The organism is Leptolyngbya sp. Heron Island J (assembly GCF_000482245.1).
In the GTDB taxonomy this organism is placed as follows: Bacteria; Cyanobacteriota; Cyanobacteriia; order Phormidesmidales; family Phormidesmidaceae; genus Leptothoe.
Genome location: NZ_AWNH01000014.1, coordinates 38517 through 54724, shown reverse-complemented (window position 1 = coordinate 54724; position 16208 = coordinate 38517). Strand labels below are relative to the sequence as shown.

Here is a 16208-nt window from a genome sequence, read left to right as displayed (position 1 = left end):
CTTTAGAGAATTACGCAGCAGAGGGGATGGAAGTATCTGTCGTAAAACGAATCATCAGATGATCGTCTTCTAATTTAGCTCCTGCTGGTTGCAAGGCTGCCAACGCCTGTGGGAGAACCAGATTGCGACGATGGTTGCCAATGCGAATGTTGAGTTCATCCCCCGTCTTATGCAAATGGATTTGCTCCTTGGGAATATTGGGAAGATAAACATCTAGGCAATACCCCTCAGACTGTTGAACGACGCGGAGTGTGGTCTCCCGGTAGTAAACCTGGGTCGGATCGTCATCGCCATAGAGAGTATCTTTCAGTCGCTCTAGGGCCGCCAAACCGCAGAGTTCTTCATTGTAAAGCGGCACTTCTTTGATGGGTAATGGTTGAAAGTTTTCTTGAATTTCCTGGCGATACTGTTGTTGCATCTCCTTCCAACGGGCAAAGAATGGATCGCTCACCTGTTCAGGAATAATGCGATTGGCGATCACCAGATCAGTTGCCACATTGTATAAACTCAGGTAAGCATGAGCCCGAAGAGACTCGCTAATCACCATTTTTTCGGGGTTGGTGACTAATCTCACCGTAGTTTGAGTGCTATCCGTGAGCACTCGCTCTAGAGCTTCAATTTGTTCATAGAACTCGTAGGGAGCATCCATCACCTCTCGATCGGGTAGTGAGAAACCCGTCATGCGCTTGAAAATGGGTTCAAACACAGGGCTCAGGGTATTGGCCATTCCCTGGAAAGGCTTGTAAAAGCGACGCATGTACCAGCCAGAAATTTCTGGCAAGCTGAGCAAACGCAGGGCTGTGCCTGTAGGGGCCGAGTCCACAATCAGAACATCAAAATCTCCCGCATCGTAATGGCGTTTCATCCGCACTAGGGCAAAAATTTCGTCCATTCCAGGCAGGACTGATAGCTCTTCTGCCTGTACGCCATCCATGCCCTGAGCCTGGAGTACGTCTGTAATGTAGCGTCGCACTGCTCCCCAGTTCTGCTCCATTTCTCTCAGGGCATCGAGTTCAGCCCCCCACAGATTGGGCCGAATCAGCGTTGGCTCATGGGACAATTCTAGAGCAAAGCTATCCGCCAAGGAATGTGCTGGGTCCGTACTCAATACCAGCGTGCGATATCCCAGTTCTGCTGCGCGCAGGGCAGTCGCTGCTGCGACCGAGGTCTTACCCACTCCCCCTTTTCCAGTCATCAAAATAATACGCATTCGTAAAAACCTCTTAGTTGATCACACCCACCAGGGTTGTTCATCAGTACGGGGGTCAGTCTCGTTCCAGGGGTAGATCCAGATGGCATCATCCTTAACCACCACATGAACTATCTTCAGGGGGAGAGGTGCAGGCCCACGCACAACGTTACCCTCCGGATCGTAAAGAGACCCATGGCAGGGACATTGAAACTGCTGATCTACGGGATTCCAGGGGAAGGTGCAACCCAGGTGAGTACAGTTATCAACAATACCTCTAGCCCCTAGAGAGCCATCGTCTTGGACGATTAAATACGTCGGTTCGCTGGCCAGTCCTGCAATCAAAGCACGAGTTCCAGGCGGATTAGCAAGGATTTGACTGGCTGGAATCGGATTGCCTAGTTTATCTTTTGCGAGAATTCCTCCTCCCTCAGATACCTCCCGAGGTGGGATGAAAAATTTGGCGACCGGGTAGAGGGCTGAACCAGCGGTTGCAGCAACTGTTGCCCCCGTTAAAAAGTTGAGTAGTTGCCGTCGCGATAAGGACGGTGCCTCATAAGGAATTGCGTTTTCCATGATTCAATTCGAATTCAGTGATTTCAAAAACATTCGGTCATAGATGAAATGTATGGGGAGAATAGGGAAAGAGACAGAAGGACTGTTGCTGTGATTGTCTCGGTATCTCCCCATACCAGTATGACGTCCTCAAGATTACAGGGATAGAACTCCCTGGCTTTGTCATACGTATTAGGTCAGCGAAAGGTTTTTAACTTGTTTTGATGTTTAACAGTATAACTAAGTAGTAATGGAATTGTAAATTAATTTATCAAGTACTTTATGACTTCTCTGGTTTGATTGAAGCGCCCAACGCTCTATAACTTGGGCCAATCATGGAACGCTAAAACAGATGATTCAGTTGACAGAATAGCATTTGCTACATAATATCTATATAACTATTTAGTAGATAAGTAATGAATGCCTGTCTGCCAGAAATCTGAGTCTGTGGCTGATCAGGTGTTTGATTTAGAACACGGAGGATAAGATTGAAGTATGGCAAATGTTGTTGTGATTGGGGCCGGTCTGGCAGGGCTGCCTGCAGCCTATGAGTTACGTCACTTGCTACCAAGCAAGCATCGGGTGACGCTAATATCCAGCGAGCCCAAATTTACCTTTATTCCAGGGCTGATCCAGGTGGCTTTGGGACTGAAGCCGCTGGAGCATGTGCAGTTGGATCTATCGCGGCTGGCACAGCGTCATCATTTAGATTGGGTGCCTGGTAGGGTGACAGCCCTTGATCCTCAGGCTCGCTCTATTACAGTCGAGGGGGAGAGAACAATTGAGTATGATTATGTTGCGATCGCAACCGGTGCTTCCCTGGCATTTGATCAAGTTCCCGGATTAGGACCCCACGGAGGCTACACCCAGTCTGTTTGCACCCCCGACCATGCCCTTGAGGCCCATCAAGCCTGGCTTGATTTTCTCAACAATCCAGGACCGATAGTTATAGGCGCAGCTCCGGGGGCGGGCTGTTTTGGCCCCGCCTACGAATTTGCTCTGATGGCCGATCACGAATTACGTCGTCGAGGATTGCGTGATCAAGTAACCATTACCTATGTCACCCCAGAGCCCTATGCGGGGCATCTAGGCGTCTCTAATGTGAAAAATGCGAGAGAACTGACTGCCAACTTGATGCACGAACGAGATATTACGATCATTGAGAACACAGCTATTACCGCTGTGGATGAACAGACCGTTACTCTGGACGACGGGCAACAGTTACCATTCAAATACTCGATGATCTTGCCCGCCTTTCGTGGAGCCAAATTTATTCAAGCAGTGCCTGGTTTGGGAGACGCTAAAGGGTTTATTCCGGTATTGCCGACCCAACGTCATCCAGACTTTCCCAACATTTATGCCGCAGGTGTCAGTATTAAACTGGCGCAGCCTGACCAAACCCGTATTCCCATCGGGTTGCCCAAAAGTGGCCAAATGGCAGAAGCCATGGCCACCGCAGTTGCCCACAACATTGCTGTTGAGCTGGGAGCGATTCAAGATTCTCTTAAAGTTCCAACCTTAGAGGCTTTGTGTTTTGCAGAGTTCGGCGATACTGGTATTGCCTATATTGCCGCCCCCGTTCTGCCTGATCCAGAAACCGGCAAGCGGAAGCGATCCTATGCAGTGCGTGGCCCATGGGTGGTCTGGGTAAAAGCAGCCTTTGAGGAATATTTCATGGTCAAAATGCGTACAGGAGTTGGCATGCCCTGGTTTGAGAACTTGGGATTACGCATTCTCTTTGGTCTACAGATGCTGAAGCCAACCACCATCAACTATGAACAAACGATGGTTAGCCCCTAAGCGTTCCATTGAATGAGATTTGGCCTTTGTTGATACTCAGCCTATGGAGACTCAACCTGATCCGGTGGACATCTGTCCAGTCATGTTAGAAAAGCGCTTTAAGCAAATAGCACAGCGATTTAAGCTATTAAGCGATCCCAGTCGGTTACAAATTCTCTCTGCTATTTGTAATCAAGAACGCAATGTAACTGAGATTTGTAAGCGAACTCGTTTAAACCAAGCTAATGTCTCTAAACACCTGCAGTTGCTTAAATGTTCAGGTGTTGTTGCCTGTCGACGAGTCGGTAACTGTCGCTATTACCGGATCATCGATAACGATTTATTGTCCCTCTGTGCCAAATCTCTGTTAGAGATCGAACAATTAAGTTTACCTTCCCATACAGGAGGCGATATTCATGTTCAGAATTCTATCCAAGACTATGCTGGCCTTCTCGCTAATCGGGCTTGTTATTCTCGGCTACCCAGCGATGGCCCAGGCTCAGCCGGAACCAGCCCAACTTGCCAAAGCTGTTCAGGAGATTGAAAATTTAGATGCTATGCGTAGCGGGCTAGCGGCTTATCTGGAAGATGCTGCAGAACCACCGACGGCTGAGACCATGAAGCAAGTGTGTAAACCCGTCGGTATGAAAGCCATGCAACTCAGCAAAGAGAACGGTTGGCAGGTGAAGCAACTTGCCAAAAAGTATCGTAATCCAGCCCATAAACCCGATAGTCTTGCAGCTACTAATGCCCTGTCTACATTTGAGCAATCCCCAGAGTTAATGGGATTTTGGGAGAAAGAGACTTTGAATGACCAGACTGGCACTCGCTATTATCGTCGCATCACTGTGGAAGCAAGCTGTTTAGCCTGTCATGGGCTCAAAGGTAATCGTCCTCAGTTTGTCAAGGATAACTACCCCCAAGATTTGGCATATAACTTCAAGGTAGATGATTTACGCGGTATGTATGCGGTATTTATTCCCGATTCAGTGCAGCAATCGGTTCAAACTGCACTGAGTGAATAAACTTGGTAGATAGGCATCATTAGGAGATTTTTATGATGTGGCAACGTGTACGCCAGCTGATTCTTTGGCTGATTTCTTTCAGCATACTATTAATCCTGCTCCTGACAGGGGTTGAAAATCTTGCAGTGCCAGCAGCCTCTGCCGCGATTCGCCAATTAGAAGAGGCTCCTGGCCAATTTGTCTATCAGTCGCGTCAGACCCTGCGCGATCAGCACAGTAATAGTTGGCAAGCGATCGCATTTAAACGCATTCGTCCAGATGGCAGCAGCTTTTTCTATCTCCGACTGGTTGGATTTCCAGGCATTGCAGAAATTGACCGATCGCAGCCCCTGGAATTAACCGACTCTTTAGGTAAGCTCCTAACTGCAAATGATGCCTCTCAACAAATTTTTACGGACGCCGCTGTCCCTGAACCCAACGTTGGCCAATATGATTTGGCACCGATTGTATCCGAGTTACAAGCAGCCATTCCTTTGAAGCTGACTTTACCAACAACTCAAGGTCAGCCAATTGAACTCTTGGTATCACCAGCCCTTGTCCAAGAGTGGCAGGCGCTATTTACTCAATTGTAAACAACCCTAGATCCCAAAATTCGAGCAACCAAGCTATTAAATCTAAGAGGAAGAATCATGAGACATAGATGTCGTCAACGCTCCCGTCATCAATATTGGCGCAAATTAGGTGCCACGGGGCTTTGCAGCATGGTGCTCTTGGCACCAGCATCTCCCATATCTGCTAGTTCTCGTCTGGATGATAGAACGCAACAAGCCATGATTGATGCGATCAATGATGAGTATCAAGCGAGAGCATTTTACACGGCAGTCATTGAAAAGTATGGAAACGTTCGGCCATTTAGTAATATTGTTCAGGCAGAAGAACGCCATGCCCAGCGTTGGTACACTTTATTTGCACGGTACGGGCTCTCCGTTCCTGAAGATACCTTTGCTGGTAATGTAGAAGCTCCCGAAACCCTTCAAGCAGCTTGTGAAATGGCGGTTGCAGCAGAGATTGCTAACGTACAAATGTATGATAGTTTTCTTGAATTTGTGAAAGAACCCGACCTGAGGGCAACGTTTACCCAATTGCGTAACGTGTCACAAAATAATCATAAGCCAGCATTTGAACGTTGCGTTAGCCGGCTTGCTGGCAGAGAACCTGGATACGTCAGTATCATAGGGAAAGGAGGATGTTCGAGATGGGTATAACGCTCTTATCTAAAGACTTTTAAGCGATTGCGAACCTGCTCAGCTGTGATATTCTGAGCGATTCCTGGGGAGAGAGAATCAGCCTGTTACTTTGCCTCCGAATATATCTCAGAAGTTCAAATGTGTTGCCAAAACAACGTCACAGAATCTTGTAACTGAGATTGAGTCATGCTCCGAATCTCTCCCGTCACCTACTGTGGCACTCTTGCAAAGTGCATCGAAAGCGTCACGATTAACTGAGAAATAGAAGAAGAGAAGCTTGACAATTATTTCGCTACATAGTTATATGGTGATTAAGCGTAAGCTTCTCAATCAAGTTCTTCTCGCTACAAGCAACATGGACTTATGACTAATACACTTCAGAAATATCAACAGGTCAGTTTGTGGGAGCGCTTTTGCGCATGGGTTACCAGCACTGAAAACCGGTTATATGTTGGCTGGTTTGGTACTCTTTTAATTCCGACTGCCCTAGTCGCTACGATTGTATTTATCCTGGCAATGGTTGCCGCACCGCCTGTGGATATGGACGGTATTCGAGAGCCTATTAGCGGCTCCTTGCTTTCTGGCAACAACATGATCACCGCCACGGTTGTGCCCTCATCCAATGCCATTGGTCTCCACTTTTATCCCATGTGGGAAGCAGCCAGCCTTGATGAGTGGCTCTACAATGGTGGTCCTTACCAGATGATCATCTTTCACTTTCTAATCGCTATCTATGCCTACATGGGGCGTCAGTGGGAGTTGAGCTATCGCTTGGGGATGAGACCCTGGATTGCCGTAGCCTATTCTGCTCCTGTTGCGGCTGCCACTTCTGTTTTATTGGTTTATCCCATCGGTCAAGGAAGTTTTTCTGATGGCCTGATGCTAGGTGTTTCCGGCACGTTCAACTTTATGATCGTGTTTACGGCAGAGCATAATATTCTCATGCATCCTTTCCATATGCTTGGGGTAATTGGTGTATTTGGTGGAGCCTTGTTCTCGGCCATGCATGGTTCATTGGTGACATCGTCTCTAGTAAGAGAAACCACCGAAGTTGAATCCTTAAATGCGGGCTACCGCTTTGGCCAGGAAGAAGAAACCTATAACCTAGTTGCAGCCCATGGCTACTTTGGTCGACTGATCTTTCAATATGCCTCTTTCAATAACAGCCGGTCTCTACACTTCTTATTAGCCGCCTGGCCCGTTGTTGGTATTTGGTTCGCAGCCCTTGGTATTAGCTCCATGGCTTTTAACCTCAATGGCTTTAACTTTAATCAGTCAATCTTGGACAGTGAAGGTCGCGTGATTAACACCTGGGCAGATGTTCTGAACCGAGCCAATTTAGGCATTGAAGTCATCCATGAGCGCAATGCCCACAACTTCCCACTGGATTTGGCAGCTGGAGATCCACAGCCTGTCGCTCTGACAGCACCAGCTATCGCCGCATAAGTTCGGATTGGTTCCTTAATTCAAAATTTGATTTGTTTACCATGGGGAGTTTTCTACTCCCCTCTTTTGTCAACAGTTCGTGTGAAGCATCTATATGACAGAAAATTCAGTCCAGAAAAATGCAGCAGCCAAGACGCCCTTGAATTGGACAACTGTTACCTTTTTTACACTTGTTCATATTCTTGCTTTGCTAGCTCCCTGGTATTTTTCATGGCAGGCTTTGGGCCTTACCTTATTTCTCCACTGGCTCTTTGGTAGTATTGGCATCTGCTTGGGATATCATCGGCTTCTCAGCCATCGCAGTTTCCAAGTGCCAAAATGGCTGGAATATTTGATTGCCGTTATCGGGACATTAGCCTTGCAGGGAGGACCAATCTTCTGGGTGGCCGGACATCGCTTGCACCATGCCCATACAGAAGATGAACAGGAAGATCCCTATTCTGCTAAGCGAGGATTCTGGTGGAGCCACATGCTCTGGATGCTATATCCCGAGGCCAAGTTTTTTGACTCAGACCAATACAGCCGTTATGCTCCAGATTTAGCCAGAGATCCTGTTTATCAATGGTTAAATCGCTATTTTCTACTCTTGCAAATTCCTCTGGGGGTATTGCTATATGGCTTAGGCGGTTGGTCTTTTGTTATTTACGGCATCTTTCTGCGAGCAGTGTTACTATGGCATAGTACCTGGTTTATAAACTCGGTTACCCATATGTGGGGATATCGTACTTTCACTACTCAAGACAATTCTCGAAATCTCTGGTGGGCTGCTATTTTGACCTACGGAGAGGGCTGGCATAACAACCACCATGCCTATCCTAATGTAGCTCGGGCTGGATGGCAGTGGTGGGAAATTGATGTCACCTGGTGGGCCATTTGGCTATTGAAAACGCTTGGACTTGCTAAAAAAGTTGTTAAAATACCTGCCCATGCGAGTCCACTACTCAAGTAGATTCTTTAACTACTCTTTACAAGGAGAGTCACTATGCCACTGACTGAAAGACCGACTAATCTTCCCCCAAATCATCTCAATATTATGGGGTATGTCAACCGTTCTGAAGTGAATGGTCCCGGATGTCGGGCAGTGGTATGGGTGCAGGGCTGTTTACGAGAATGTCCGGGGTGTTTCAATCCGGACTCCTGGTCCTTTGAACCTAATCAAGTAGTTTCTATTGATGAGCTAGTTCAACGTGTTCTCAGTGAACCTAAAAATGAAGGAGTTACCTTCTCAGGGGGTGAACCTTTTTGGCAGGCCGTTGCATTGGCCGAAGTAGCTCGACGGGTTAAAGCCCATGGGTTAAATGTGATGTCCTTTAGTGGATTTACCCTAGCAGACTTACAAAAAGAAAATGCCCCGGAAGGATCTCAAGCACTGTTGGAACAACTTGATATTCTCATCGATGGCCCCTACATTGAATCCATGGCTATTCATGAGCCCACATCGCCTGTTTCATCCCGCAATCAGCAAGTACGGGTGTTTAATCCTGCTTTAGCAGACCAGATTACATGGGCCAGCGATCAGATAGAGGTCCATGTGTTCAAAGATGGTAGCCGATTGATTACGGGCTATCGTGGATATTCAGAGACTGAAATTTAGACTAACCCAGCACTCAATTTTGTCTCAACCAGCGTTCATCATGCTCAGGAATCAGAATTTTTAATGTCCAGCTTTTTGCCCACTCTGCGAGAAGCCACTCAGGCATCTTCATCCTAAATTCTTCTCTCAAGGAGAGAAGAACTGTGAATCTGGCTCCCTCTCGTCCCGAGAGCTACCGTGTATACATAAGTTGGAGAGTAGTACCAGTTTTCGAACCCTCATCCTAAATCCTTCTCCCTCAGGGAGAAGGACTTTGAGGCCAGCCTCCTTTTTCCCTGAGGGCTACGGTGTACACACAAGTACTGGAAACTAGCGTTTTTAGCCTCACCCCCTCTAACTCCGCCTAAAGCCCTCTGGGCATGAGCTAAAGCCCTTGGTAAGGGGAAAACTGGAGTTTTCCCCTTACCAAGGGCTACTGTGTATACCATATCTAGAAGATTAGACTGAAAAGTCGCTCTAGGTACTGCATTGGCCCTCACCCTAAATTCCTCTCCCAATCCTGGGAGAGGGACTTTGAGATCGTAGGAAATTTTCTGGCAAAAAATCTGTATAAGGTGGAGAACGCCTATCCATAAAGGTCTAGCTCCCCTTCTCCCAGAATTGGGAGAAGGGGTTGGGGGATGAGGGCCTCCGACAAATGACGCAACTCTCCGATTTATGATACACGGTAGCCCCGCGAGGAGAAGGGGTTGGGGGATGAGGGGAGGGCTATCCGAACATCAGCAAATTCGACACTGTTTGCTCCCTATTCCTAAGAAACAATCAGTGTCTAGTTTTTTCTAAAAGCTATTGGCCTATTGATTTTGGTTAATGCTCTCACGACTGCAGTGATACATAGCTGAGTATGTTGTTTACTTAAATTGTTGAGATCTGTTTTTACAGATGGCAATGATTTTGTAGAGCTGGTGGTATCTCCTGGGGTGGTTCAAGTGTGGCAAACACTGTTCATATCGATTGAGAAGCGATATCTAAGATTAATTACGAAAACTCATCTATCAATTTTGATAGTCGCGCCATAGTTGCCTTAATCTCTTCGGGGGTTTTATGTTCCACTCCCATGGCCACTAGCAACAGTCCCAAATCGACAGCATCGTTAAGTTTTAAGATTAAACCTAAGTCTTCAGTATTGTCTAGCAATTCTGGCTGACGGCTCGGATTTTTAACCTTAAAGTCCACATGCACCATGGATGGATTTTCTTGCTCATGTCCTGGAATCTCTTCAACCCGAGCAACCTTAGTACCTGCAACCGTGACACTGGCATGGTTGCTGATGACGGTAATCTCACTAGTAGCTAAATCTTGAGTCAAAAGCTGTTTTGTTTTCATAACTACCTTCTATTCGTATCTACTATTAGCCTAGTAAAGTATTAATTAATTATCTCATTATATGAGCAATTTATTATATAAAATGCGTTCAAAATATACTTTGTAATATCTGTAAGGATCTAGAGAGACGATTAACGTCTTCAACTAAAAACGATTATGGGTAAATAGCATGGCGGTCAGAGAGCCTGACGACACTGTTTAAGTACAAAAATATAACTTTTTAATCATATGGTGTAATAATAATCTCCAAGCTGTGTATATAGCTGGTTTATGAGCGAGCAACCCTGGCAATTTCAAGAAACGATTCTATCCTTGCAAACAGGTTGGTTAACCTTGCTGGGAGAAAAACTGAAAACACCTCAGGGTGAGCGATTAGATTATTGGCGTGTTGAAAAAGCAGACTCGGTCATTGTATTACCTGTGCATCGGCAACACCTGCTGCTGCCGCCACCGGTCTATCGCCCTGGAGTAGGTCAATCTACCTGGGATTTTCCAGGCGGTCGATGTCCTGACGGTCAAAGTCTTCAATGTGCCGCAACAACTATTCTCGAACGGGAACTAGGTGTTGCTGATTCAGGGCTATCTTGTCTGAGCCCGATTAACCAAACCGGCTGGCCCATTAATAGCTCTTTTTCAAATCAGCGTTTGCATGGCTTTGTCGCTGAGATTAAGCCTGATGTTTCCCTGGTGCCTGAAAAACTGGGAGCGACTTACCCACTGACTCACCTAGGCATCCAATCTCTATTGGACAGGCTGATATGTCTCCAATGCAGAGGTCTATTTATGGAATGGTGGATGGCTGAAGGGGATGAGCTACGTGAATGTGAATGAAATTTTCTTAGTAGCGCAGGTACTAATGTTTTATGGGCACCAAAATATGATGAGAATTTGGGCTTAAAATGGCTAGATGCCCTAATTTTTTATTGAGGGACTGTTTATTCGATCTGATTACCCAAAACTCTAGACCCTTGATGTAGGCAGGTATGTTAAATCTCACCCATCTATAGCCTCAACCTGGGACTTCAGTATCAAGGGGAAGGCTATGGGCATCATGTCCAGCTGTCTTCAACATATTGAGAATTTGGTTAAGATGTTGGTGTCCACGGATGAGCAATGAAAATTCTAAGATTGCCGATTGGACTGGTAGACCCGTAAACATACGATGGTGCTCCACTCCGACAATATTGGCCTGGGTTTCAGCAATGATTTGAGATACAGCTGCCAAAGCGCCAGGAATATCGCGAATATTCACCTGTAGCCTTACTAGACGCTGGTCTCGAACTAGACTACGTTGCAAAATTGAAGAAAGAATCAGTAAGTCAATATTGCCTCCGCTGAGAACAATACCTACTGTCTTCCCAGTGAATCGTTCGTGCTCCTTTAGCAGGGCCGCTAACCCCACCGCACCAGCCCCTTCAACCACGATTTTCTCAACTTCTAAAAGCAGTCGAACCGCCTGTTCAATTTCTGTTTCTTCCACCAGGACAATATCATCCACCAGATTTTGAACGATGGGTAATGTCAAACTGCCTGGGGTTTTAACGGCAATCCCCTCAGCAATCGTGCTACAGCCAAAACAAAGCTGTTTACCAGCAATTGCCTGATACATGGATGGATAGCGAGTAGTTTGTACACCAATGATGTTGATACTGGGACGCATCTGTTTAGCCGCAATGGCAATGCCAGAAATTAAGCCACCGCCGCCAATGGGGACAATGATGCTGTCGAGGTCAGGACAATCCTTTAACATCTCTATGGCAACAGTTCCCTGCCCGACAATAATAAATGAATCATCGTAGGGATGAATTAATGTAAGCTGACGTTCCTGAGCCAGTTGTTGGGCCAGGGTTTTAGCTGCATCCAGGGTGTCGCCATAAAGATGTATCTCTGCACCAAAGCTTTGGGTGCGTTCAACTTTGACACTAGGAGTGAATTGAGGCATGACAATTACGGCTGGAATCCCTAACCGTTGGGCATGGTAAGCAACTGCCTGGCCATGGTTGCCTGCTGACATGGCTACGACACCTTGCTGCTGCTGTGTGGTTGACAGCGACAGCAGTTTGCAGAGGGAACCGCGATCTTTGAAAGAACCAGTAAACTGAAGATTTTCAAATTTTAATGCAACTCTTGTATTTGTCAGCTGTGAGAGTTTGGTGGAGTAGACACAAGGGGTATGGACAATGCCTGAGTGGATTTGCTGAGCAGCCTGGCGAATTTGATCGAGGGTAATGGTCATTGGCAGTTCCTACAATAGCGACGGCAAGACTATCGAGTGAGGTCCATGTCTGCCAGTGCTGCCAACAGACGATTGATCTCAGCTAATGTGTTGTAATGCACTAGACCAATCCGTAACAGTCCACCTTGATCTTCAACTCCCAGTCTGTGTGTTAGATTGAGGGCATAAAAATTGCCATGCCACGTAAAAATTCCTTGTTCTCCTAATGTTTTTGCAATAGCTGCTGGGGGATGCTTTGTCATGCGAATTGCCACTGTTGGTAAACGCCACAGTATCTGTTCTGGTGCAGTAATGCCATACACTGTTATCCCTGGCAGCTGTAACAGTCCCTCAATCAATACCTGACAAAGTTGTTCTCCAGAGTGACGAATTGCTGTCATCGCTGCGAATACAGCCTCACGACGATTGCTCACTTGGGGAGATACAAGCTGTCCCAAGTCTGCTAGATACTCTATAGCAGCAGTCATACCAGCTAATCCTTCATGGTTCTGGGTGCCGGTCTCCCATCGATCGGGAATCACATCTGAGGCTGGTCTCACCTTATAGGGATGCAGCCGCTCCAGGTGTTCTCGTTTGCCATATAAAACACCCATATGGGGACCAAAAAATTTGTAGGGAGAACAGACTAAAAAGTCACAATCGAGCTGGTGGACATCGATCGGCCCATGGGCGGCATAGTGGACTGCATCCACATAGACCCAGGCTCCAGCATCATGGGCGAGTTGAATAATTGTTGGCAAATCATTGAGGGTACCCACCGCATTGGATGCATAGGTGATAGCTAAGAGGCGAGTACGGTGATTAAGCTTACTGATTAAATCTTTAAGATCTAGGGTGCAGTTTTCAGGATGTATGTCGACGGTGTGAACGATGATACCCTGTTCTCTTAATGCTAACCAGGGAGCTACATTGGCATCATGGTCTAAACAAGTGACTAAAATCTCATCCTCTGGAAGTAGCCCACGGCCAATGGCACGACTGATGGCAAAGGTGAGGGTGGTCATGTTGGGACCAAAAACAATTTCGTTAGGGTTACATCCCAAAAAATCAGCCATGGCCCCATGGGTCGCTGCTATAACCTCATCGGTACGCTGACTGGTGGCAAACGCTCCATGGGCATTGGCATTGCTATGGATGAGATAATCTGTCATGGCATCCATCACCCGTTGGGGCACCTGGGTGCCACCGGGACCATCGAGAAAGGCGATCGGGCTACCATTCATTGTCTGAGCCAGGGCTGGAAACTGGGAGCGAATCCAATCTAGGGGTAAAGTGACGGTGTCAGGAGCGGGAACAACAACAGATTGAGACACTGGAAATACTCCTTTACTCAGGGAGATTAAAGGGAAGATCTGGGCAGGTGAAGACAAAGACATCGCGGTAGCCGCTTTCCTCTACAGCCATAATTGGGGTAGTGTAGTGGAAAAACTGGTGGTCATTAAATACGAGCAGCTCTCCAGGATTAAGCACCTTACGGAAAACGGGGTCAGATCCTTTTAAAATAGATAGTTGGGTTTCAGCGCCTGATACGCCATGGCGAGCGATGCAAAGAATCCCAACCAGATCGACACCGTCATGGTGAATGCCCTCGGGGGCAGGATTACCCGTCTCGCTCTGGTCTGCGGTCACGCGAATCTGATGTACGCCCACTTCATGAAACGGTGAACATTGTCTGCAGAACTCAAAAAATGTGAGGAGGGTTTGCTGAAACGCATCAGATTGAACCAGTGATCCAGACAGTTCTTCATAGTCTCGCTTAACATTACCCAATAGGGGATTGTAGGTCTTGCTCTGATAGAAAAATGCATGGGGCAACTGCATCAGCTGTTTGTTTTTTTCTTGAAAATGAGAAAATCGCCGAAACCGGTAATGACCTTCCAGGTAGGGATCGGGTGGTAATCTCTCAAAAAAGGGTTGGATAGCCTTGAGGTTGCGATCTCTAATGGTTTCAATCGCATAGCTACTCAGACAGCTAAATTGTTTTCTATTTGATATCGTTTGAATTGTCATGGGTTGTTCCTTGCTCAGGTGCAGATGTGGTTTGAAAATTCTTATCCCTTTAACGTTTTGGCGAATAGAGAAGCAATTTGTTGCGAGGCTGGAGAGACATTGTCGGCTGCGAGATGCACATCAAAGAGGCAGAAAGACTCAGATATACGTGCCTGATTAAATGCCTGGCGGAGTTGTTCACCCGTTTTGATCAAAAAACCCCTACCGCCCATCAACTCAGCTAGCTGGGCATAATCCAAACGAGGAATCTTCACAAAGTCCGCTGTTTGATGGGCCATCATCCGCAATGACGCATAGGCACCGTTGTTAATCACAATCACAATCGGGTTCAAACCTAGACGTTTAGCTGTGAGTAACTCCATCCCCGTCATCTGAAATGCCCCATCCCCTACCAAGACAATGGTCCGCCGGAAAGGATCAGCAAGCTGGGCTCCAATCATGCCAGGAATTCCAAATCCCATACTGGCGTAGTAGGCTGGACTTAAAAAGGATGTACCCTCTTTCATCCAAATATCATCGGCTGCAAAAATAACATCTCCTGAGTCTGTTACCAGGAGAGTGTCACTGTTGATAAACTGATTCAATTCATAGATCACTCCTCCCATGGATAGTGTGCCAGGAGAACGGGCAACACGAGGAGCTATGGCCATAATGGATGATGGATCACGATGCGGTAAATCCTGACTTTTCACCAATGCACGAATAAAATCGCCAAATCGAACATTGGGATATTGGTGATGCTTCACCGAGATATGCTCTGAGGTCGCGGAAATGGCATAGGCTGGCTCTAAGTGAGCGCTAAACAGACCCAAGTTAATATCAGTCAAAAACGTGCCTAACATTATCAGACAGTCGGACTCTTCCACCACATTGGCCACATACTTATTGCCAACCGCCCCGTTATAGATGCCAACATATTGAGGATGACCTTCCGGAAATGCAGATTTCCCCAGCATTGTCGAACAAACGGGGATACCCAATCTTTCCGCAAAATTGACAATTTGTGACTGTAAGCCAAATCGATGCACCTCTGTACCCACCAATATAACGGGCGATTTAGCCTGGTTTAGCATCGTCAGTATTTCCGCAACAGCTTCTGCCAGCGTGTCTGGATCTGTCTGTTTCAATGGAATCGGTGGATAGTCAGCCAGCTCAATCTCGGCATAGACCATATCGCGAGGAATTTCTAAATAAACAGGCCGCTTAAACGTCAGGGCCTGATCCAAAGCTCGATGAATTTCAAGATCGGCTGTTGCCGGATTATCCAGTGTGGCCGCGTAGATAGTCMCCTCATCGTATMCCCGCCGTTGGGAATCAAAGGATTTGACCTTGTGGTGTAATAAGTCTCTCTCATGGCGTTCCTGCAGTCCTGGCCCTCCACTTAAGACGACCAACGGTGACTTTTCGGCATAGGCTCCCGCCACGGGGTTCACCATGTTCAAACCACCCACACCATAGGTGACAACAGCCAACCCCAAACCTCGAATGCGTGAATAGGCATCAGCGGCAAAGCCAGCCGAGGGTTCATGGGTCATCACAATAGGTTGAATCTCACTTTCAGCCAACGCATCGTAGAGCGTTAAGGCAAAATCTCCAGGAATACCAAACGCATGTTGCACCCCTTGCTGATGCAACATATTAAAAATATGTGGTGCCAACTGAGGCATCTTACTTCCCCCAAAGGCTTGACTTTAATTTAAAGAATTAAGTCGATCCTAATCTCTTTTCTATGTAGATCATGGACGAATCAAAATAGAATGTGTGGATTTTGTTAAGAAAAAAAATATGATGGAGGACTCGTTGAAAGCAAACGTTTTTCCAGGTATAGAATTCAGGGCTCAGAAGTCAGAAGTCAATCGGT

16 protein-coding genes are annotated in these 16208 nt (G+C 46.8%); 9 read left to right on the top strand and 7 right to left on the bottom strand.

The annotated features are described in order from the left end of the window. Positions 1 to 10 precede the first annotated feature (10 nt). Both N836_RS43860 and petC read right to left on the bottom strand, forming a co-directional pair. The gene (locus tag N836_RS43860; RefSeq protein ID WP_023070949.1) at positions 11 to 1210 is read right to left on the bottom strand and encodes a TRC40/GET3/ArsA family transport-energizing ATPase; all 1200 of its coding nucleotides are present in this window, start codon (positions 1208 to 1210) and stop codon (positions 11 to 13) included. Between the two features lie 21 nt (positions 1211 to 1231). Further along, on the bottom strand, positions 1232 to 1765 hold the full coding sequence (petC, locus tag N836_RS43855; RefSeq protein WP_023070948.1) for a cytochrome b6-f complex iron-sulfur subunit: 534 nt from the start codon (positions 1763 to 1765) through the stop codon (positions 1232 to 1234). A 474-nt stretch (positions 1766 to 2239) separates the two neighbouring features. On the opposite strand from petC, the gene N836_RS43850 reads away from it, so the two are divergent. The 8 genes from N836_RS43850 to N836_RS43820 all read left to right on the top strand — a co-directional run bounded on the left by N836_RS43850 (position 2240) and on the right by N836_RS43820 (position 8775). Then, positions 2240 to 3544 carry an NAD(P)/FAD-dependent oxidoreductase gene (locus tag N836_RS43850; protein ID WP_023070947.1) on the top strand — a complete coding sequence of 435 codons (1305 nt, stop codon included), beginning with the start codon at positions 2240 to 2242 and terminating at the stop codon, positions 3542 to 3544. Positions 3545 to 3587: 43 nt separating this feature from the next. After that, a complete protein-coding gene (locus tag N836_RS76915; RefSeq protein ID WP_081716790.1) occupies positions 3588 to 4067 on the top strand; it encodes an ArsR/SmtB family transcription factor in 480 nt (159 codons plus the stop codon). Next, the gene (locus N836_RS43845; protein ID WP_235071031.1) at positions 4012 to 4548 is read left to right on the top strand and encodes a Tll0287-like domain-containing protein; all 537 of its coding nucleotides are present in this window, start codon (positions 4012 to 4014) and stop codon (positions 4546 to 4548) included. The genes N836_RS76915 and N836_RS43845 overlap by 56 nt, the downstream gene beginning before the upstream one ends. Positions 4549 to 4580: 32 nt before the next feature. Beyond that, a complete protein-coding gene (locus tag N836_RS43840) occupies positions 4581 to 5120 on the top strand; it encodes a DUF3122 domain-containing protein (RefSeq protein WP_031291658.1) in 540 nt (179 codons plus the stop codon). A 129-nt stretch (positions 5121 to 5249) separates the two neighbouring features. Continuing rightward, a complete protein-coding gene (locus N836_RS43835) occupies positions 5250 to 5753 on the top strand; it encodes a ferritin-like domain-containing protein (protein ID WP_023070944.1) in 504 nt (167 codons plus the stop codon). 345 nt (positions 5754 to 6098) lie between these two features. Further along, positions 6099 to 7181 carry a photosystem II q(b) protein gene (gene psbA, locus N836_RS43830; RefSeq protein WP_023070943.1) on the top strand — a complete coding sequence of 361 codons (1083 nt, stop codon included), beginning with the start codon at positions 6099 to 6101 and terminating at the stop codon, positions 7179 to 7181. Positions 7182 to 7275: 94 nt separating this feature from the next. Then, positions 7276 to 8130 (top strand): acyl-CoA desaturase, encoded by an 855-nt coding sequence (locus N836_RS43825; RefSeq protein ID WP_023070942.1) that lies wholly within the window; start codon positions 7276 to 7278, stop codon positions 8128 to 8130. Positions 8131 to 8163: 33 nt separating this feature from the next. Further along, the gene (locus N836_RS43820; RefSeq protein WP_023070941.1) at positions 8164 to 8775 is read left to right on the top strand and encodes a 4Fe-4S single cluster domain-containing protein; all 612 of its coding nucleotides are present in this window, start codon (positions 8164 to 8166) and stop codon (positions 8773 to 8775) included. Positions 8776 to 9753: 978 nt separating this feature from the next. On the opposite strand, the gene N836_RS43815 is transcribed toward N836_RS43820, so the two are convergent. Continuing rightward, positions 9754 to 10101 carry a hypothetical protein gene (locus N836_RS43815; RefSeq protein ID WP_023070940.1) on the bottom strand — a complete coding sequence of 116 codons (348 nt, stop codon included), beginning with the start codon at positions 10099 to 10101 and terminating at the stop codon, positions 9754 to 9756. Between the two features lie 270 nt (positions 10102 to 10371). Between N836_RS43815 and N836_RS43810 the strand changes: the two genes are divergently transcribed. After that, a complete protein-coding gene (locus N836_RS43810) occupies positions 10372 to 10932 on the top strand; it encodes an NUDIX hydrolase (protein ID WP_023070939.1) in 561 nt (186 codons plus the stop codon). A 178-nt stretch (positions 10933 to 11110) separates the two neighbouring features. Here the strand turns inward: N836_RS43810 and N836_RS43805 are convergent, their stop codons facing one another. From N836_RS43805 to N836_RS43790, 4 genes are read right to left on the bottom strand one after another with little or no spacing between them, the layout of a single operon-like run. Then, entirely contained in the window at positions 11111 to 12337 is a 1227-nt protein-coding gene (locus tag N836_RS43805) for a threonine ammonia-lyase (RefSeq protein WP_023070938.1), read from the bottom strand. 29 nt (positions 12338 to 12366) lie between these two features. Then, entirely contained in the window at positions 12367 to 13650 is a 1284-nt protein-coding gene (locus N836_RS43800; RefSeq protein WP_023070937.1) for a cysteine desulfurase-like protein, read from the bottom strand. A 13-nt stretch (positions 13651 to 13663) separates the two neighbouring features. Next, positions 13664 to 14347 carry a 2OG-Fe dioxygenase family protein gene (locus N836_RS43795; RefSeq protein ID WP_023070936.1) on the bottom strand — a complete coding sequence of 228 codons (684 nt, stop codon included), beginning with the start codon at positions 14345 to 14347 and terminating at the stop codon, positions 13664 to 13666. Positions 14348 to 14388: 41 nt separating this feature from the next. Continuing rightward, the gene (locus tag N836_RS43790; RefSeq protein WP_023070935.1) at positions 14389 to 16014 is read right to left on the bottom strand and encodes an alpha-keto acid decarboxylase family protein; all 1626 of its coding nucleotides are present in this window, start codon (positions 16012 to 16014) and stop codon (positions 14389 to 14391) included. Positions 16015 to 16208: the final 194 nt, after the last annotated feature.